16 protein-coding genes are annotated in these 17,880 nt (G+C 75.7%); 9 read left to right on the top strand and 7 right to left on the bottom strand.

Annotation, left to right across the window (positions count from 1 at the left end; all coding sequences use genetic code 11):
- Positions 1-19 precede the first annotated feature (19 nt).
- A complete protein-coding gene (locus ACPCUX_RS10685) occupies positions 20-787 on the top strand; it encodes a methyltransferase domain-containing protein (RefSeq protein ID WP_423388725.1) in 768 nt (255 codons plus the stop codon).
- A gap of 42 nt (positions 788-829) precedes the next feature.
- Positions 830-1,387: a hypothetical protein gene (locus tag ACPCUX_RS10680; RefSeq protein WP_423388724.1), complete on the top strand. Its 558-nt coding sequence runs from the start codon at positions 830-832 to the stop codon at positions 1,385-1,387.
- 41 nt (positions 1,388-1,428) lie between these two features.
- On the opposite strand, the gene ACPCUX_RS10675 is transcribed toward ACPCUX_RS10680, so the two are convergent.
- From ACPCUX_RS10675 to ACPCUX_RS10655, 5 genes are all read right to left on the bottom strand, one after another.
- Complete coding sequence (locus tag ACPCUX_RS10675; protein WP_423388723.1) at positions 1,429-2,265, bottom strand: DUF4190 domain-containing protein; 837 nt, start codon at positions 2,263-2,265, stop codon at positions 1,429-1,431.
- On the bottom strand, positions 2,262-2,912 hold the full coding sequence (locus tag ACPCUX_RS10670; protein WP_061267150.1) for a DUF4190 domain-containing protein: 651 nt from the start codon (positions 2,910-2,912) through the stop codon (positions 2,262-2,264). The genes ACPCUX_RS10675 and ACPCUX_RS10670 overlap by 4 nt, the downstream gene beginning before the upstream one ends.
- A gap of 90 nt (positions 2,913-3,002) precedes the next feature.
- On the bottom strand, positions 3,003-3,788 hold the full coding sequence (locus ACPCUX_RS10665; RefSeq protein WP_144682043.1) for an exodeoxyribonuclease III: 786 nt from the start codon (positions 3,786-3,788) through the stop codon (positions 3,003-3,005).
- Positions 3,789-3,847: 59 nt separating this feature from the next.
- Positions 3,848-4,588, bottom strand: a complete 741-nt coding sequence (locus ACPCUX_RS10660) for a response regulator (protein ID WP_423388722.1) — start codon at positions 4,586-4,588, stop codon at positions 3,848-3,850.
- On the bottom strand, positions 4,585-6,279 hold the full coding sequence (locus tag ACPCUX_RS10655; protein ID WP_423388721.1) for an ATP-binding protein: 1,695 nt from the start codon (positions 6,277-6,279) through the stop codon (positions 4,585-4,587). The genes ACPCUX_RS10660 and ACPCUX_RS10655 overlap by 4 nt, the downstream gene beginning before the upstream one ends.
- Positions 6,280-6,462: 183 nt before the next feature.
- Between ACPCUX_RS10655 and ACPCUX_RS10650 the strand changes: the two genes are divergently transcribed.
- The 7 genes from ACPCUX_RS10650 to ACPCUX_RS10620 all read left to right on the top strand — a co-directional run bounded on the left by ACPCUX_RS10650 (position 6,463) and on the right by ACPCUX_RS10620 (position 16,257).
- Positions 6,463-7,533: a Bug family tripartite tricarboxylate transporter substrate binding protein gene (locus tag ACPCUX_RS10650; protein ID WP_423388720.1), complete on the top strand. Its 1,071-nt coding sequence runs from the start codon at positions 6,463-6,465 to the stop codon at positions 7,531-7,533.
- A complete protein-coding gene (locus ACPCUX_RS10645; RefSeq protein WP_423388719.1) occupies positions 7,530-8,243 on the top strand; it encodes a tripartite tricarboxylate transporter TctB family protein in 714 nt (237 codons plus the stop codon). Before ACPCUX_RS10650 ends, ACPCUX_RS10645 begins: the two co-directional genes overlap by 4 nt.
- The gene (locus ACPCUX_RS10640) at positions 8,236-9,795 is read left to right on the top strand and encodes a tripartite tricarboxylate transporter permease (protein WP_021482991.1); all 1,560 of its coding nucleotides are present in this window, start codon (positions 8,236-8,238) and stop codon (positions 9,793-9,795) included. Before ACPCUX_RS10645 ends, ACPCUX_RS10640 begins: the two co-directional genes overlap by 8 nt.
- A complete protein-coding gene (locus ACPCUX_RS10635) occupies positions 9,795-10,193 on the top strand; it encodes a universal stress protein (RefSeq protein ID WP_061267146.1) in 399 nt (132 codons plus the stop codon). The genes ACPCUX_RS10640 and ACPCUX_RS10635 overlap by 1 nt, the downstream gene beginning before the upstream one ends.
- A 58-nt stretch (positions 10,194-10,251) precedes the next feature.
- On the top strand, positions 10,252-11,016 hold the full coding sequence (locus ACPCUX_RS10630) for an SDR family NAD(P)-dependent oxidoreductase (RefSeq protein ID WP_085386641.1): 765 nt from the start codon (positions 10,252-10,254) through the stop codon (positions 11,014-11,016).
- Between the two features lie 30 nt (positions 11,017-11,046).
- The gene (gene pyrE / locus ACPCUX_RS10625) at positions 11,047-11,634 is read left to right on the top strand and encodes an orotate phosphoribosyltransferase (protein ID WP_051876890.1); all 588 of its coding nucleotides are present in this window, start codon (positions 11,047-11,049) and stop codon (positions 11,632-11,634) included.
- A gap of 231 nt (positions 11,635-11,865) precedes the next feature.
- Positions 11,866-16,257 carry an HtaA domain-containing protein gene (locus tag ACPCUX_RS10620; RefSeq protein WP_423388718.1) on the top strand — a complete coding sequence of 1,464 codons (4,392 nt, stop codon included), beginning with the start codon at positions 11,866-11,868 and terminating at the stop codon, positions 16,255-16,257.
- A 106-nt stretch (positions 16,258-16,363) separates the two neighbouring features.
- On the opposite strand, the gene ACPCUX_RS10615 is transcribed toward ACPCUX_RS10620, so the two are convergent.
- Together ACPCUX_RS10615 and ACPCUX_RS10610 are read right to left on the bottom strand one after the other, a co-directional pair.
- Positions 16,364-17,137 (bottom strand): HAD-IIA family hydrolase, encoded by a 774-nt coding sequence (locus ACPCUX_RS10615; RefSeq protein ID WP_021482670.1) that lies wholly within the window; start codon positions 17,135-17,137, stop codon positions 16,364-16,366.
- Position 17,138: 1 nt separating this feature from the next.
- Positions 17,139-17,846 (bottom strand): VTT domain-containing protein, encoded by a 708-nt coding sequence (locus ACPCUX_RS10610; protein ID WP_082774328.1) that lies wholly within the window; start codon positions 17,844-17,846, stop codon positions 17,139-17,141.
- Positions 17,847-17,880: the final 34 nt, after the last annotated feature.

Genomic DNA, 17,880 nt, shown 5'->3' with positions numbered 1-17,880 from the left:
GGCGGTCGAGAATCGCCCGATGACGAGGACGCTCGAGACGACCCACCCGGACGACTACCTGGAGCGCCTCGCGGCCTCCGACCTCGGGCGGCGCTCGAAGGCGGTGGCGACGGCGGCGCTCGACCTCGCCGAGGGACAGGCGGTGCTCGATCTCGGCTGCGGGCCGGGCGTCGACCTCCCGGCGTTCGCGGCCGCGGTCGGTGCGGGCGGGTCGGTGCTGGGCGTCGACCACGACCCGCGCGCCGTCGAGGCCGCGCGCGAGCGCGTCGCGGGTGCCGGGAACGTGCGGGTCGTCGTCGGCGACGCGCACGCGCTCGACCTCGGGACGGGCAGCGTCGACCGCGCGCACACGGACCGGGTGCTGCAGCACGTCACCGACCCGCGCGGTGTCGTCGAGGAGATCGCCCGGGTCCTGCGCCCGGGCGGGCGCGCGGTGCTCGCCGAGCCGGACTGGGGGACGCTGGCGATCGACGGGCCGGACGCGGGCACCACCGACGCGTACCAGGCGTTCGTCGTCGAGCAGGTCGTGCGCAACGCGTGGCTCGGACGCCGCCTGCCCGGCCTCGCCGAGCACGCCGGGCTCACGGTCGACCGGGTCGTCCCGCTGACGGCCGTCTTCCGCGACGTGGTCGAGGCGGACAGGTTCCTCGGCCTCGGACGGGTGGCCGAGAGGGCGCGGGAGGCCGGGTACCTCACCGACGAGGGCGCCCGCCGCTGGACCGACCACCTCCTGACGGCGCGGTTCTTCGCGTCCGTGACCCTCTTCGTGGTCGTTCTCGATCGCTGAACGACGACCGGGCACCCGGGCCGCGCACGGCAGGATGCCCGGATGACACACGTCTTCGAGCTGACGGCGGACGACGAGGCCCACGACGGGCAGACCGCGGGGGGCGGCGCAGCGGAGGCTCCGGCGGCCGACGAGCCGACCCCGCCGGCGGCCGTGACACCGGTGCTCGGGATCGGCGTCGTCCTCGTGGCGGGCTCTCTCCTCCTGCGGCCGGTGCAGCACGCCCTCGACGCGTACGCGGTGGACCGGTTCGGCAGCTACGACCCCGAGTCCTGGCAGGCGGGTGCGCTCGGCGTCGCCCTCGCGCTCCAAGTCGCCACCGCGGCGCTCGGTGCCGGGGCGCTCACGCTCGCGCTGCTGCGGGCCGCGCGCCTCCTCGACCGGCAGCGGGACGGCGTGGTCGACGGGCCGCGCACCGCCCGTGCCCCGTGGAGCCGCCTGGGCGCGACGGCCGCGTTCCTCGTGGCGGCGGCCACCGCCGCGCTGCTCCTCCTGCCCGACCGCTCCGAGCCGTCGTCCGTGGTCGTCCAGGACACCCGGGTCGGTCCGGACGGCGGGCTGCTCGTCGACATCCTGCCGGGCGGTGCCGACGAGCAGTGACCCCGGGTCAGGCAGCCTGCTTCGAGGGCGTGCCCCTCGCGTCAGCCGATCAGGTCCGCCGGGAGCGGGGCCTCGCTGCTCGCCAGGCACAGCCCGGTGCGGTCGCCGCCGCGCCAGGACGCCTCGGTCGGTGCCCACACCACGAGCCGCACGTCCTCCGGGGCATCCGGACCGAGGGTGTCGGGCGTGCACACGCGCGCCACCCGGCGGTCCACGGCGTCCTGGCCGGGCCAGACCTCGTCCGCGCCCAGGTCGGTGCGGCCGACGACCTGCGCCCGGTGCTCGTCGGCGCACGGGACGGCGCGCACGCGCGACACCTCGCCGTCGGGCGGGAGCTCGTCGAGGCACGTCCCCAGCACGAGCTGCACCGCGCTCACCGTGCGGGGCGCGTCCACGTCGCCCGCGAGCGGCGTGCGCGCCTGCTCGCCCTGCCACCAGGCGATCCCGCCCACCACCCATCCGAGCGTCGCGACGGCGCCGAGCACCATCCCGGTCACGGCCAGGCCGCGTCCGCGGGTGCCGCGGGAGCGGACGCGCGACAGGGCCGCGGCGCCGAGGCCGACCCCGACCGGCCCGAGCACCACGCCCGCGGGCACGCTCGCGACGGCGAGCGGCTCGACGCCGGGCGCCGCGGGCTGCCACCCGGGTGCGTAGTACGTCTCGGGGGCGAAGCCGGGCCGGTCGCCGGGCCCGGGCGGCGGCACGGGTGCCGCCGCACCCGAGGGGCCGTGCGGCGTCGGGCCGGGCCGGGGCGCGCCGGCTTCCGCGGCGCGAGGCTCCGCGGCCCCGGGCGCTCCCGAGGGGGGCGGGACGGGCGGGCGTCCCGAGGGCCCGGACGCGGCGTCGCCGGGCGGGGCGAAGAGGTCGTCGTCGCTCACGGTGCCGAGTCCCCGAGCGTGCCGGCGAGGACCACGAGCATCGCGAACGCCGTGCCGACCGCGCCGACGACGATCCCGGTCACCGCGAAACCGCGCCCGCGCGTGCCGTCGCGCATGACCTGGTTGAGCGCCACGATGCCCAGCACGAGGCCGACGAGGCCGGGGAAGCCCGCGCAGAGCACGAGGCTCGCGATCGACACGATCATGGACGCGAGCGCGAGCCCGTTGGTCCGCGGCGGGGGCGCGTAGGGCGCGCCGTACGGCGGCGGGTAGCCCCCGTAGCCCGGCGTCGGGTACGCCGCGGGCCCGGGCGGCGCCGCGTACCCGGGCGTCCCGCCGTACGACGGCGTCGCCCCGGGGGCGTAGGGGGAGCCGGGGCCGTAGGGCGACCCGGCGGGCGCGGCCGGCGCGCCGTACGGGGCGCCGGCGCCCGACGTGCTCCCGTACCCGCTCCCGCCGCCCGGCGTGCTCCCGTACCCGCCCCCGGCGCCCGACGGCGCGACGAACCCGCCGTCGTCCGGCGCGGCGGGGGCGTCCTCGGTGGGCGGGTGGTACGGCGTGAGCGGCGGCTGGTGCGGACGCCGCGGGGCGTACGGGTCGGCGGGCTCGTCGGGGGACCCGTACGGAGGGACGGGTGGCGTCGTCATGGACACACCGTAGCGAGGAGATGCGCCCTGCCCGGCCCAAACCCGCGGCTCGGACCCGCGGCCCGAGCCCGACGGCGGACGCCCCGGAGGTCAGCCCGCCAGGTCGACGACGACCGGCACGTGGTCCGACGCGCCCTTGCCCTTGCGCTCGTCGCGGTCGATCGTCACGCCCGTGACGCGCGCGCGGGCGGCGGGCGACAGGTACGCGAAGTCGATGCGCATGCCCTCGTTCCGCGGGAACCGCAGCCGCTGGTAGTCCCAGTAGGTGTAGGTGCGCTCGGCGGGGATCGCCTCGCGCGTGACCTCGGTGTACCCGGCGGCGCCGAACGCGGCGAAGGCGTCCCGCTCGGCGGGGGTGACGTGCGTCTTCCCGGCGAAGTACGCGACGTCCCACACGTCGGTGTCGAGCGGCGCGACGTTCCAGTCCCCGACGAGCGCGACCTGCGCCGCCGGGTCGGCGGCGAGCCAGCCCGCGGCCTGCGCGCGCAGCTCGTCGAGCCAGCGCAGCTTGTAGGCGTAGTGCGGGTCGCCGACCTCGCGCCCGTGCGGCACGTAGAGGCTCCACACGCGCACGCCCCCGCACGTGGCACCGAGCGCGCGCGCCTCCACCGTGTCGCCGAACGCGGGCTGGCCGGGGAACGACGTCTCGACGTCGTCGAGGCCCACGCGCGAGACGACGGCGACGCCGTTCCACTGGTTCACGCCGACGTGCGCGACCTCGTACCCGGCCGCCTCGAACGGCGCGACGGGGAACTGCGCGTCCGTGCACTTGGTCTCCTGGAGCGCGAGGACGTCGGTCCCCGTCCGCTCGAGGAACGCGACCGCGCGGTCGACGCGGGCACGGACGGAGTTGATGTTCCAGGTCGCGAGGCGCACGGGCCCCACCGTACGGCGTCGCGGGCGCGACCCGCAGCGACCCGCAGCGGCCCCGACGGTCAGGCGGGCCGGTAGCCGTTTTCCGGTCGCCCGGCCGCGCCGTACCGGGGTGCGACGTCGGCGCGCCCCGTCGCGACGAGGTGCTCGAGGTAGCGGCGCGCGCTCACGCGCGACATCCCGGTCCGCGCGGCGACCTCGCCCGCCGACGCGTCGCCCGCGTCGGCGCACGCGGCCCCGAGCGCCTCGACGACGAGCCGCAGGCTGCGCTCGGACAGCCCCTTCGGCAGCGCCGCGGCCTCCGGCGTCCCGCGCCGCACGAGGCGGTCGACGGCGTCCTGGTCGAGCTCGTCGCCCGCGGTGCGCAGCGAGTCGCGCAGACGGGCGACCTCGTCGAGCCGGCCGCGCAGCGCCGCGGCCGTGAACGGCTTGACGAGGTAGTGCTGCACGCCGCCCGCCATGGCCTGGCGGACGCTCTCCAGCTCGCGCGCGGCGGTCGTCGCGACGACGTCGACGGGCGGGGACGGCCGACGCCGGATCTGGCGCAGCACGTGCAGCCCGGTCGCGTCCGGCAGGTAGATGTCGAGCAGCACGACGTCCGGGTCGAGCACGGCGAACGCGCGCAGCGCCTCGGCCGCCGTGCGCGCCTCGCCCACGACGACGAAGCGCGGGTGCGACTCGACGAAGCCGCGGTGCAGGCGCGCGATCGTCGGGTCGTCCTCGACGACGAGGACGCGCAGCCGGTCGCCCGGCGGCGCCGTGGGCGCGCCGGTGGGGGCGGGGGAGCGGCCGGCGGGGATCACGACGCCGTCTCCGGCGTCCGGGCCCGGGCGCCCGCGGCGGCGTCGACGGGCTGCGCGGGGAGGGCCACCGCGACGCGCGCCCCGCCGAGCACGGAGGTGGTCACCTCCACCGTCCCGCCGCGGCGCGCGGCCACGCGCCGCACGAGGGCGAGGCCGATCCCGCGCCCGGGCGGGCCCGCCTTCGTGGTGTACCCGGCGGCGAAGACGTCGGCGCGCGAGCCCGCGGGGATGCCAGGCCCGTCGTCCTCGACGACGACGACCACCCGGTCGCCCGGCGTCGGGCCCGTGCCGTCGGGCGCGCGGTCGGTCACGAGCACGCGGACGCGGCCCCCGGGCCCGACGGCGTCGACCGCGTTGTCGACGAGGTTGCCGAGCACGGTGAGGGCGTCGCCGTGCAGGGCGGCGTCGTCGGGCCCCGCGGGCGCGGCGAGGTGCGCGGACGGCGACACCTCGAGGCGCGAGCCGCGCTCGCGCGTCGTCGTGGCCTTGACCAGGAGCAGCGCCGCGACCTCGGGGGAGTGGACGCCGGGCGCGACGCCCGACGCGGTGAGCAGCCCGCCGTGCCCGGCGCGCTCGATGAACGCGACGGCCTCGTCGGCCTGCCCGAGCTCCAGCAGGCCCGAGACGACGTGGAGCTTGTTGGCGAACTCGTGGGACTGCGCGCGCAGCGCGTCGGTGAGGCCGCGCGCGCCGTCCAGGTCGCGCAGGAGCGCGTGCAGCTCGGTGTGGTCGCGCAGGAGCAGCACGGTCCCGACGGCGCGCCCGTCGACGCGGGCCCGGTCGGCGCGCGCGAGCAGCACGCGCTCGCCCGCGAGGACGAGCGCGCCGCCCTCCTCGGGCCCGGCGGCGGGCGCGTCGGCGTCGTCGGCCGTCTCCGTGGTGTCGGGCACGAGCGCGAGGAGCTGCGGGTCGAGGACGTCGTGCGCGGGCCGCCCGACGGCGTCGGCCGCCGCGATCCCGAGGAGGCGCTGCGCCTCGTCGTTGACGAGCACGACCGCGCCGTCGCGGTCGAGCGCGACGACGCCCTCGGAGATGCCGTGGAGCATCGCGTCGCGCGTCTCGAGCAGCCGGCCGATCTCCTCGGGCTCGAGCCGGAAGATGCGGCGGCGCACGGCACGCGTCACGAACGCCGCGCACACCACGCCGAGCGCCGCCGCGACGCTGAGGGCCGCGAGCAGCCACCCGAGGTCGTCGGCGAGGTCGTCGGCCAGGTCGGACTCGAGGATGCCGACGCTCGCCGTCCCGACGACGTCGCCCTCGGGCCCGAACACCGGGACCTTGACGCGCCACGACTCGCCCAGCGTGCCGGTCTGCGTGCCCGTCCACACCTCGCCGGAGAGCGGGACCGACGGGTCCGTCGAGACCTTCTCGCCGATGCGGGTCGGGTCCGGGTGGGAGTACCGCACGCCCTCGTCGTCCGTGACGACGACGTACGTGACGTCGGAGGCCTCGCGGATGACCTCCGCGATCGGCTGGATCGTCGCGGCGGGGTCGTCGTCGTCGAACGCGTCGATGATCGCGGGCAGGCGCGCGACGGAGAACGCGACCGCGGTCATGCGGTCGAGGTAGGCGTCGCGGAGCTGGCGGTGCTGCAGGGTCGAGGCGACGGCCCCCGCCGACGCCACGACCAGGAGCACGATGGCGACCTGCAGCACGAGAAGCTGCACCCGGAGCGACACTGCTCGACCCACCGCACCAGTGTGCCCCAGGTCCGCCGCACCCGGGCCTCGGCCGTGACCACAACGACCGCAACCACCGGATCGACCACAACGTCCAGTACGACCGCAGCCCTCGCCGTGCCGCCCCGCGCTCCTAGGCTCCCCGGATCAGGTCGTGAGGCCCGCGCCGTTGCGGGCCCCGCTCAAGGAGGAGACATGCGATCCGTCGTCCGCCCGCGCTCCGGGCACACCGTCAGCCCGCGGCACGCACTCACCGCGACGCTCGCCGCAGGACTCGTCCTCGGTCTCGCCGCGTGCTCGGGCCTCGAGCCCGGCGCCCCCACGACGGGCGGCTCCGGCGACGCGTCCGGCGAGGCCGCCGCGTCCGTCGACGAGCTCGCGATCGTCGTCCCGGCAGACCCCGGCGGGGGCTGGGACCAGACCGGCCGCGCGATGCAGCAGGACCTCCAGGGTTCCGGGCTCGTGCGCACCGCGACCGTCACGAACGTCGGCGGCGCCGGCGGCACGGTCGGCCTCGCGTCGCTCGCCAACACCACCGACCCCCACACGCTGCTCGTCATGGGCCTCGTCATGGTCGGCGCGGTCGAGACCAACGAGTCGCAGGCCCGCATCGAGGACACCACCCCGATCGCGCGCCTCACCGAGGAGCCCCTCGTCGTCGTCGTGCCCGCGTCGTCGCCGTACCAGACGCTCGAGGACCTCGTCGACGACGTCGTGGCGAACGGCAAGTCCGTCTCCATCACCGGCGGCTCCGCCGGCGGGGCCGACCACATCCTCGCGGGGATGCTCCTCCAGGCGGCCGACGTGCCGTCGGCCGAGGTGGGCGGGCTCCTCAACTACGTCGCCTACTCGGGCGGCGGCGAGTCGCTCGCCGCGCTGCTCGGCAACAAGGTCAGCGCCGGGATCTCCGGCGTCGGCGAGTACGCGGAGCAGGTCAAGGCCGGGACCGTCCGGGCGCTCGCGGTCTCGGGCGCCGAGCGCACGGACCTGCTGCCCGACGTGCCGACCATGACCGAGGCCGGGTACGACGTCGAGCTCACGAACTGGCGCGGCGTCGTCGCGCCGGGCGACCTCTCCGACGAGGACCGCGCCGCCCTCGAGCTGCTCGTCAGCGAGATGGTCGCGTCCGACGAGTGGCAGGCGACGCTCGAGGAGAAGGGCTGGGACGACGCGTTCCTCGTGGGCGAGGAGTTCGACGGCTTCCTCACGGAGAACATCGCCGACATCCAGATGACGCTCACCGACGTCGGCCTGGTCACGCCGTGACGAGGCGTCGCGCCTCGCGCGAGGCGCCACCCGACGCGTCGCGCGAGCCGGGGTCGTCGCAGGCTCCGTCCGCGGGGTCGTCCGCCGCGGCTCCCGAGCCTGGACCGTCCGACGCCGAGCCCCGCCCCGGGCCGGCGCCGGCGACGGCCGTCGGCGACCCCGCCGACGGCCCGGCCGCCGGGGACCCCGCAGGCGCCACCCCCGCCGCGGGTCCCCGGCGGCGACCCGGCGAGCTCGTCGTCGCCGGCGTCACCGCCGCCCTCGGGGTGTTCGTGCTCCTCGACGCCGGGACGATCGTCGTGCCCGGCTCGGCGAACACGCTCGGTCCCCGGGCGTTCCCCTACCTCGTGGGCGCGATGCTGCTCGCCACCGGCCTCGTGCTGCTCGTCGCCGTCTGGCGGGGGCACGGCGGCCAGGAGGAGGACGGCGAGGACGTCGACCCCGACGCCCGCACCGACTGGCTGACCGTCGGTCTCCTCGGCGCGGTCCTGTTCGTGCACGTCTACGCGATCAACCTCGTCGGGTGGCCGCTCGCCGCGACGCTCCTGTTCGCCGGGGCCGCGATCGTCCTCGGCGCCCGCCCGTGGTGGCGCGCCGCCGTGCTCGGCCTCGTCCTGGCCCTGGTGATCCAGGTCCTGTTCGGGGGCGTGCTCGGGCTGTCGCTCCCGCCCGGCCCGCTCCTGGAGGGGGTGACCTGGTTCCGTGGATAACCTCACCGCGCTGCTCGACGGGTTCGCGACCGTCGTCCAGCCCGTCTACCTGCTCTACGCGCTGTTCGGCGTGTTCGTCGGGACCGCGGTCGGGGTGCTCCCCGGCATCGGCCCCGCGATGACGATCGCGCTGCTCCTGCCGCTCACGTACTCGCTCGACGCGACCGCCGCCATCATCGTGTTCGCCGGCATCTACTACGGCGGCATGTACGGCGGGTCGACGACGTCGATCCTGCTCAACACGCCCGGCGAGTCGTCGTCGATCGTCACGGCGCTCGAGGGCAACAGGATGGCCCGCATGGGCCGTGGGGCGGCCGCGCTCGCGACCGCCGCGATCGGCTCGTTCGTCGCGGGCACCATCGCGACCGTCGCCCTGACGTTCGTCGCGCCGTACGTCGCGCGCTGGGCCGTGCAGCTCGGCGAGCCCGACTACTTCGCGCTCATGGTCGTCGCGTTCGTGACCGTCGGCGCGCTGCTCGGGTCGTCGGTGCCGCGCGGCATGGCGTCCCTGTCGCTCGGTCTGTTCCTCGGGCTCATGGGCACCGACACGCTCACCGGCCAGCAGCGGTTCACGTTCGGCGTCCCGACGCTCGCCGACGGGATCGACGTCGTCATCGTCGCCGTCGGCCTCTTCGCGGTGGGCGAGGCGCTGTACGTCGGGTCGCGCCTGCGGCACGGTCCCGTGCACGTCATCCCCGTCGAGAAGGGCTGGCGCTCCTGGATGAAGCGCGAGGACTGGCGGCGGTCCTGGAAGCCGTGGCTGCGCGGGACGGCGATCGGGTTCCCCGTCGGCACCATCCCGGCGGGCGGCGCCGACGTCGCGACCTTCCTGTCCTACGCCGCCGAGCGCAAGTCCGCCGGGAAGCACAAGGACGAGTTCGGCAAGGGCGCGATCGAGGGCGTCGCGGGCCCGGAGGCGGCGAACAACGCCGCGGCGTCCGGCGTCCTCGTGCCGCTCCTCACGCTCGGCCTCCCGACGACGGCGACCGCCGCGATCATCATCGTCGCGTTCCAGTCGTACGGCATCCAGCCGGGCCCGCTGCTCTTCGAGAGCCAGTCCGCGCTCGTGTGGGCGCTCGTCGCGAGCCTCTACGTGGGCAACCTCATGCTCATCGTGCTCAACCTTCCCCTCGTGGGCATGTGGGTGAAGGTGCTCCAGATCCCGCGGCACTACCTCTACGCGGGCATCCTGCTGTTCGGCGCGCTCGGCTCGTACGCGCTGAACTTCTCCCCGGTCGACGTGCTCATCCTGCTCGTCATCGGCGCGATCGGGTTCTTCATGCGGCGCTACGGCTACCCCGTCGCGCCCATGGTCGTCGGCATGATCCTCGGGCCCATGGCCGAGGACCGCCTGCGCCGCTCGCTCGCGATCAGCCAGGGCGACCTGACGACGCTCGTCACCAGCCCGTTCGCCGCGACGGCCTACGCCCTCGTCGCCGTCGTGGTCCTCGCGGGCCTCTGGCTGCGCCGGCGCGAGCGCCGCACCGGCGCCGAGCTCGCGGCGCTCGCGGAGGACGTCCGCGTCGAGGCCCAGGACCAGGAGGTGCGCTGATGACCGTCGTCCTCGCCTACGCGCCCGGCGAGCTCGGGACCGCCGCGACGCGGGCCGCGGCCCGGGCGGCCGTCCTGCTCGGCGCCGGCGTCGTCGTGGTCAACACGACGCGCGGCGACCGGCTCGTCGACCCGCGCTGGGCCGACCACGACCAGCTCGTCGAGGTCGGCACGATCCTCGAGGAGGCGGGCGTCGAGCACGAGGTGCGGCACCTGCAGTCCTCCGCGCTGCCCGCGGAGGTCGTGCTCGGTGTCGCGGCCGAGGTCGACGCCGACCTGGTCGTCGTGGGGGTGCGGCACCGCACCCCCGTGGGCAAGCTCGTGCTCGGCTCCACCGCCCAGCAGATCCTGCTGGGCGCCGCGTGCCCCGTGCTCGCCGTGAAGCCGCCGGCCCGGTGACACGACTCCACCCCGCCTGCGGGCGCCCGGGTCACCCGGGCGCCCGTAGGCTGTGACCATGGCGACAGCACTCATCACCGGCGCGAGCGCCGGCCTGGGTTTGGAGTTCGCGTGGCAGCTCGCCACGGCGCGGCACGACCTCGTCCTCGTGGCGCGCGACGAGGCGCGCCTCGAGGAGACCGCACGGCAGATCCGCGCCGCGGCCGGGGTGCGCGTCCAGGTGCTGCGCGCCGACCTCTCCGTGCCCGACGACGTCGCGCGCGTCGCGGAGCGCCTCGCCACGGCCGGCGGCCCGGACGAGCGCCCGGTCGGCCTGCTCGTCAACAACGCGGGCTTCGCGACGCACCAGCACTTCGTCGGAGGTGACCTCGACGTCGAGCTCGAGGCGCTCGACGTCATGGTCCGCGCCGTCATGGTGCTGTCGCACGCGGCGGCGGGCCAGATGACGGAGCGCGGGCGCGGCGCGATCCTCAACGTCGCGTCGGTCGCGGCCCTCACCGCGGGCGGCACGTACGCGGCGGCGAAGGCGTGGGTGCGGTCCTTCACGGAGGGGCTCGCCGTCGAGCTGCACGGCACGGGCGTCACGGCGACCGTGCTGTGCCCCGGCTTCACGCACACCGAGTTCCACGACCGCGCGGGCATCGACAAGTCCGTGCTCCCCGACCTCGCGTGGCTCGACGCCGACCGGGTCGTCGCGGAGGCGCTCGCGGACGTGCGGCGGGGCGTCGTCATCTCCACGCCGTCGGTGCGGTACCGGGTCGCGTCGGCGGCCCTGCGCGCGATGCCGCGCTCCGCCGTCCGCGCGATCGGCAAGTACCGCTAGGCACGGGGCGGGCCCGATACCCTGGCGGTCGTGACTACCGACCCCGCCTCGACGCTCGCCTCGACCCCCCGCGAGCAGCTGCTCGGCCTCATCCGTGAGCTCGCCGTCGTGCACGGCCGCGTGACGCTCTCCTCGGGCAAGGAGGCGGACTACTACGTGGACCTGCGCCGCGTGACGCTGCACCACCGCGCGGCGCCGCTCATCGGCCACCAGCTCCTCGACCTCCTCGAGGAGCAAGGGCTCGGCACGGCGGAGATCGACGCCGTCGGCGGCCTGACGCTCGGCGCCGACCCCATCGCGACCGCCCTCCTGCACGCCGCCGCGTCCCGTGGTCAGGACCTCGACGCGTTCGTCGTGCGCAAGGCGGCCAAGGCGCACGGGATGCAGCGCCAGATCGAGGGCCCCGACGTCGCGGGCCGGCGCGTCGTCGTGGTCGAGGACACCACGACGACGGGCGGCTCGCCCATCACGGCGATCGAGGCCGTGCGCGCGGCCGGGGGCGAGGTCGCGGGCGTCGCGACGATCGTCGACCGTGCCACGGGTGCGGGCGCGAAGATCGAGGCGCTCGGCGTGCCGTACCACTTCCTGTTCAGCCTGGAGGACCTCGGCCTCGCCTGAGCCCCTCCCGCTCCGTCTCCCGCCGCTCGACGCGGCGCACCGCCCCGCGGCCCCTTGGGCCGCGGGGCGTCGTCGTGGCGGGAGGAGGCGCGCGTCACATCTCGATAGGTCAGGCTTACCTTGCTTTGGTGAGGCGACCCTTATATCGTCCGTCTCGGCGGAGCGTGAGCACGCTCCCTTCTCGGTCCCGCTCCCCGCCGGGACCTCGCCCGGACCAGCACGGGAGACCTTGTGCGCACTTCATCGCCGAGACGCGTCCGACGCGCCCTCGCCTCGTTCCTCGCCGCGGCGCTCGCCGCCGGCCTCACCGTCGCCGGCACCGGCGCCCCGGCCCAGGCGGCCGCGGCCGACGTGACCGGCGGGTCGGCCACCTGGAACTTCGTCGACTCGTGGACGTCGTACGTCACGGGCATCGCCCAGGGCACGATCACCCCGCCGCTCCAGGGCGGCCAGGCGTCCTACGGTCCCGCGTCCGGCAGCTACGACGCTGCATCCGGGACGGGATCGATCCGCCTCGGTGGATCGACCCGGTACGAGGGCCACCACGGCGCGCTCGACGTGACGATCTCCGACGTGCGGCTCGACCTCACCGGCCCGACGACGGGCGCGGTCTACGCGGACTTCGCGGGCACGGTGAACGCCGGTGCAGGCAACGACGTCAAGGTCGCCGACGTCACGGTGACCGCGACGCGGGCCGGTGACGAGGTCACGTTCATGGCGGACGGGACCGTCGTCGGGACGCTCGGGAACGTCTCGCCGTACTTCGCGTCGTACGCGGGCAAGCCCCTGTCGACCCTGACCGCCCGCGTCGTGTCGCCCGAGCCCGTGGCGCCCGCGCAGGCGACGACGACCACGCTCGCCGCGGCGCCCGCGGGCACGTCCGCGGCCGGGGCGAGCGTGATGCTCACCGCGACCGTCGCGCCCGCCGCCGCGGGCACGGTCGAGTTCCGCGACGGCGGCACCGCCCTCGGCACCGCTCCCGTGGCCGACGGCGTCGCGCGCCTCGAGACCGCGGCCCTCGCCCCGGGCAGCCACCAGCTGAGCGCCGCCTTCGCGCCCGCCGACCCGGCCGCGTTCGTCGCCTCGGCCTCCGCGGCCGTCGCGCACACGGTGACCGCTCCGGAGCCGGAGCCGGAGCCCGAGCCCGAGCCGGAAACTGCCGTCGACCCCGCGGTCACGGTGTCGCCGTCGACGCCCGTCGACCCGGCCGTGGAGAACACGTTCACGATCCAGGGCACCGGGTTCGTCGGCGCGGGCGCCGCGAACGGCACCTACGTGCTCCTCGGCGACGCCGCGATCTGGGACGGCAGCGGCCCCCTCGTCGCGAGCGGCTGGCTCGCCCAGGGCTGGGTCATGCCGCAGCAGGTGCGCGACGGCGCGTTCACGACGACGCTGACCGTCCCAGCCGGAAAGCTCGACCCGGCGAAGCAGTACGTGGTGGCGACGTCCGCCGCGCACGGCCTCTCGGCGACCGACCGCAGCCTCGACACGTTCACGCCCGTCGCGGTCCAGGGCGGCACGGCGCCCGAGCCGGTCTGGGAGCCGCGGATCACTCTCTACGCCGCTGACGGCACGACGCCGCTCGGGGACGCGCCCGTCCGCCCGGACGACAGGATCGTCGTCAAGGGCTCGGGCTTCGACCCGGCCGCGAACGTCGCGCCGGCGGGCAACCGCCCGCCGATCTCCGGCGGCATCCCCGCCGGCACCTACGTGGTCTTCGGCAGCTTCGCGACCGACTGGCGCCCGTCGGAGGGTGCCCCGTCGAGCGCGCGCACGGCCGGCTCGCAGCAGTGGGCCCTCTCGTCCGCGGTGCTCGACCAGGTGGACCCGCGCTACCAGTCCGCGATCCGGGGGCAGTGGGCCGAGCTCGCGCCGGACGGCACGTTCACCGCCGAGCTCGTCGCGAGCGAGCTCGAGCGCGAGGGCGGCCGGTACGGCGTCTACACGTACGCCGCGGGCGGCACGGTCAACGCCGCGCAGGAGCTGTACGCGCCCGTCGCGTTCACGACGGAGCCCGAGGCGCCCGTGTGGGAGCCCGAGATCTCGGTGCTCGCCGCGGACGGCACGACGCCCCTCGGCGACACCCCGGTCGCGGTGGGCGACACGATCGTCGTCCGGGGCACCGGCTTCGACCCGGCGGCGAACGTCGGCGGCCGCGGCGTCCCGATCCCGGCGACGCTCCCGCAGGGCACCTACGTCGTGTTCGGGAGCTTCGCCGAGCAGTGGCGGCCGTCCGAGGGCGCCGCGGCGTCGACCCGCAAGGTCGGCTCGCAGGTGTGGGCCCTCGCCGAGCCCGTGCTCGACCAGGTCCCCGCGCAGTACCAGTCGGTGGTCCGGGCGCAGTGGACGGACATCACGCCGGACGGCACGTTCGAGGCACGCCTCGTCGTGAAGAACCCCGCCGCGCTCGAGGGCGGGCGCTACGGCGTCTACACGTACGGCGCCGGCGGCGTGAGCAACGCCGCGCAGGAGCTCTTCGTCCCCGTCGCGTATGACGCGCCGGGCACGCTCACCGTCACGCCCGCGTCCACCACGGTGGAGGCCGGCTCGACGGTACGCCTCGCCGTGCGCGGCCTCGCTGCGGACGACGCGGTCAAGGCCGTGACGCTCGGCGGCGCCCCGGCGTCGTACTCCCGCGACGGCGCGACGCTCGTGCTCACGGTCCCCGCCGACACCGCCGCCGGGCCCGTCTCCGTGGTCGTCACGTCGGAGCTCGGCCGGACCGGCAGCACCACGCTGACCGTGACCACCCCGGTCCCCGGCGGCGAGGCGAAGGCGACCACGACGACGCTCGCGTCGTCCGCGACGTCGGTCGTCGAGGGCACGGCGGTGACGCTCACCGCGACGGTCGCGCCGAAGGCCGCCGGCACGGTCCGGTTCGTCGCGGGCGGCACGACCCTGGGCACCGCGACCGTCACGGACGGTGTCGCGACGTTCCGGGCGGGCCCGCTCGCCGTCGGGTCGCACGCCCTGAGCGCGACGTTCGTCCCCACGGACGCCACCGCCTACCGCGACTCCACGTCCGCGCCGGTGACGGTCGCGGTGACCGCCGCGCCGGTGACCCCGGCGCCGACGACGGCCGGCAGCCTCACGTGGGGCGTCAAGGAGTCGTTCCGCAGCTACATCGTGGGCCCGGTCGCGAAGGGCGGCGCGACGGCGACGAGCGGCGCGAGCGTCGTCGACGGCGTCTTCCGCTTCGGCCAGGCCGACGGCGGCACGTGGACCGCGGCGAGTGGCCGGGGGACGGCCCGGTACGCCGGGACGGTCCGCTTCACCGGCCACGCGGGCGCGCTCGACCTCACGCTGTCGAACCCGGTGGTCGAGGTCACCGGCCCGGGCACGGGTCGCCTGCTCGCGGACGCGCGCTCCACGGGGCTGGACGGCTCGACGTTCGACCGCACGGGCGTCGCCGTCGCGACCCTGGCGCTCGGCACGCCGACGACGAGCGCGGACGGGGCCGTGACGTTCCGGGACGCGGCCGCGACGCTCACGGCGGACGGCTCGCTCGCGTTCGTCGGCTTCTACCCGGCCGGGACGGCGCTCGACCCCGTGACGTTCACGGTCGGGGCGAAGGCGACCGCGCCGGGCGACGGCGGCACCATCGGCACCCCGGACGACGGCTCGACAGGCGGGTCGGTGGACCCGGAGAAGGCGACGCTCTCGGTGGCGCAGGCACGCCCGGGCGACGAGGTGACGATCAGCGGCGTCGGGTTCGGCGCGCGCGAGTCGGGCATCCGCACGGAGCTGCGCTCGACGCCGCGCACGCTCGCGACGGGCACGACCGCGAACGCCGGCGGCGCCGCGACGTCGACCGTGACGATCCCGAAGGACGTCGCCCCGGGCGAGCACACGCTCCTCCTCGTCGGTGCGGACCACACGGCGTCCGCGCCCATCACGATCGTGGGCGCCGGCACGACCGGCACCGGCTCCGGTTCGGGCGGCGCGGCGGAGCAGTGCTTCGCGCAGGGCGTCAACGGCGCGACCCTCTCGTGGGGCGTGAGCGACCGGTTCCGGTCGTACGTCACCGGCCCGATCGCGAAGGGCTCGGTCTCGACGGACGGCGTGCGGGACGGCGGCTCGGCGTTCACGTGGAGCGGCGGCAAGGGCTCGTTCAACACGGACCTCGGCAAGGGCCGCGCGAGCTTCGGCGGGTCGGTGTCGTTCTCCGGGCACGAGGGCATCCTCGACCTGCGGATCAGCAACCCGCGGGTGGTCGTGGACGGTTCGTCGGGCACGCTCGTGGTCGACGTGCAGAGCAGCGACATGGAGGGCAACAAGTCGTCGTCGACCGGCGTCGCGTTCGCCAGCCTGGACCTGTCGGGGAAGAAGGCGACGTCGGGCTCCACGATCACGTGGAGCGGCGTCCCCGCGACCCTCACGGCCGCCGGCGCGAAGGCGTTCGCCGGATTCTACAAGGCCGGGACCGCGCTCTCGCCGGTGACGGTCAGCTTCCCGGTCGGCGGCGACGTCGAGTGCGACGCCTACTCGGGGGCCCTCGCCACCACCGGCTCCGACGCCGGGAGCCTCGCGCTCCTGGCCGGGACGCTGCTGCTCACCGGTGCGGCCCTCCTGGCGGTGCGCCGCCGCCGCGCCGGTCGCGCGGAGGTGGCCGCGGCCGCCTGACCCGGTCCCCGGCACGACGACGCCCGGTCACCTCGCGGTGACCGGGCGTCGTCGTGCGTGCGGGGCACCCCGGGGAGCTGGACCGGCCGGACCGGCCCGGCGGCCCTCAGACGAGGTCGACGAGGTCCGCGACGGAGTCGACGACCTTGCTGGGCCGGAACGGGTAGCGGTCGACGTCGGACATCGTCGTGGAGCCCGTCATGACGAGGTAGGTGTACAGGCCCGCCTCGATGCCCGCGACGACGTCGGTGTCCATCCGGTCGCCGATCATCGCGGTCGTCTCGGAGTGGGCGTCGATGCGGTTGAGCGCGGAGCGGAACATCATCGGGTTGGGCTTGCCGACGAAGTACGGCTTGCGGCCCGTCGCCGACGTGATCATCGCCGCGACGGCGCCCGTGGCGGGCAGCGGGCCCTCCTGCGACGGCCCGGTCGTGTCGGGGTTGGTACAGATGAACCGCGACCCGCCCAGCACGAGGCGGATCGCCTTGGTGATCGCCTCGAACGAGTACGTGCGCGTCTCGCCGAGCACCACGTAGTCCGGGTCGGACTCGGTGAGCGTGTAGCCGGCCTCGTAGAGCGCGGTCGTCAGCCCGGCCTCGCCCACGGCGTACGCGCTGCCCTGGGGGATCTGGTCGGTGAGGAACTGCGCCGTCGCGAGCGCCGACGTCCAGATCGACTCCTCCGGCACGTCGATGCCCGACGTCGCGAGCCGCGCCCGCAGGTCGCGTGCCGTGAAGATCGAGTTGTTCGTGAGGATGAGGAACGGCCGGCCCTTGTCGCGCAGCGCGCGCACGAACTCCGGGGCGCCGGGGATCGCGTGGCCCTCGTGGACGAGCACGCCGTCCATGTCGGTGAGCCAGCTCGTGATCTCTCGGGTCATGTCAGGCGTCCTTCCCGTCCGTGTCGGCCTGGCCGACGGCGGTCGCGTCCTCCGCGACCCCGGTCCTCTGCTGGGCGTCGGCCGCGATCTGCGCCTCGAGCGCCGCCGCCCGCTTCTCCGCCCGCCGCCCGCGCCAGACCTCGACGACCATGGGCAGCACGGACAGGAAGACGATGAGGAGGACGAGCGCCTCGATGTTCTCCTTGACGAACGTGATGTTCCCCAGGAGGTAGCCGAGCCACGTGAGGCCGACGGCCCAGAGCAGCGCGCCGAGCGCGTTGAAACCGACGAAGTGCCGGTAGTGCATCTTGCCGACGCCCGCTGCGACGGGGGCGTACGTGCGCACGATGGGCACGAACCGCGCGATGACGATCGTCCGGCCGCCGTACTTCTCGAAGTAGGCGTTCGTCTGGTCGATGTACTTGCGCTTGAAGAACCGGGAGTCGGGCCGGTCGAACACCTTGGGCCCGACGGTGCGTCCGATGAGGTACGCCGTCTGGTCGCCGAGGAACGCCGCGGCGAACAGCAGGACGAGCAGCACGGGCAGGCTGATCTGCAGCGACTCCTGCGCGACGAGCGCGCCCGCGGTGAACAGCAGCGAGTCGCCCGGCAGGATCGGGAAGAGCAGGCCCGTCTCGATGAAGATGACGACGACGATCCCGACGAGCGCGGCGTCGCCGAAGCGCTCGATGAGCGTCATCGGGTCCATCCAGTCCGGGCCCAGGGCGGCGACCGGTCCGGCG

This window comes from Cellulosimicrobium sp. AB352, assembly GCF_049538415.1.
Lineage (GTDB): Bacteria > Actinomycetota > Actinomycetes > Actinomycetales > Cellulomonadaceae > Cellulosimicrobium > Cellulosimicrobium funkei.
The sequence above is the reverse complement of the archived record's forward strand: the minus strand, read 5'-3'. Positions and strand labels throughout refer to the sequence as shown.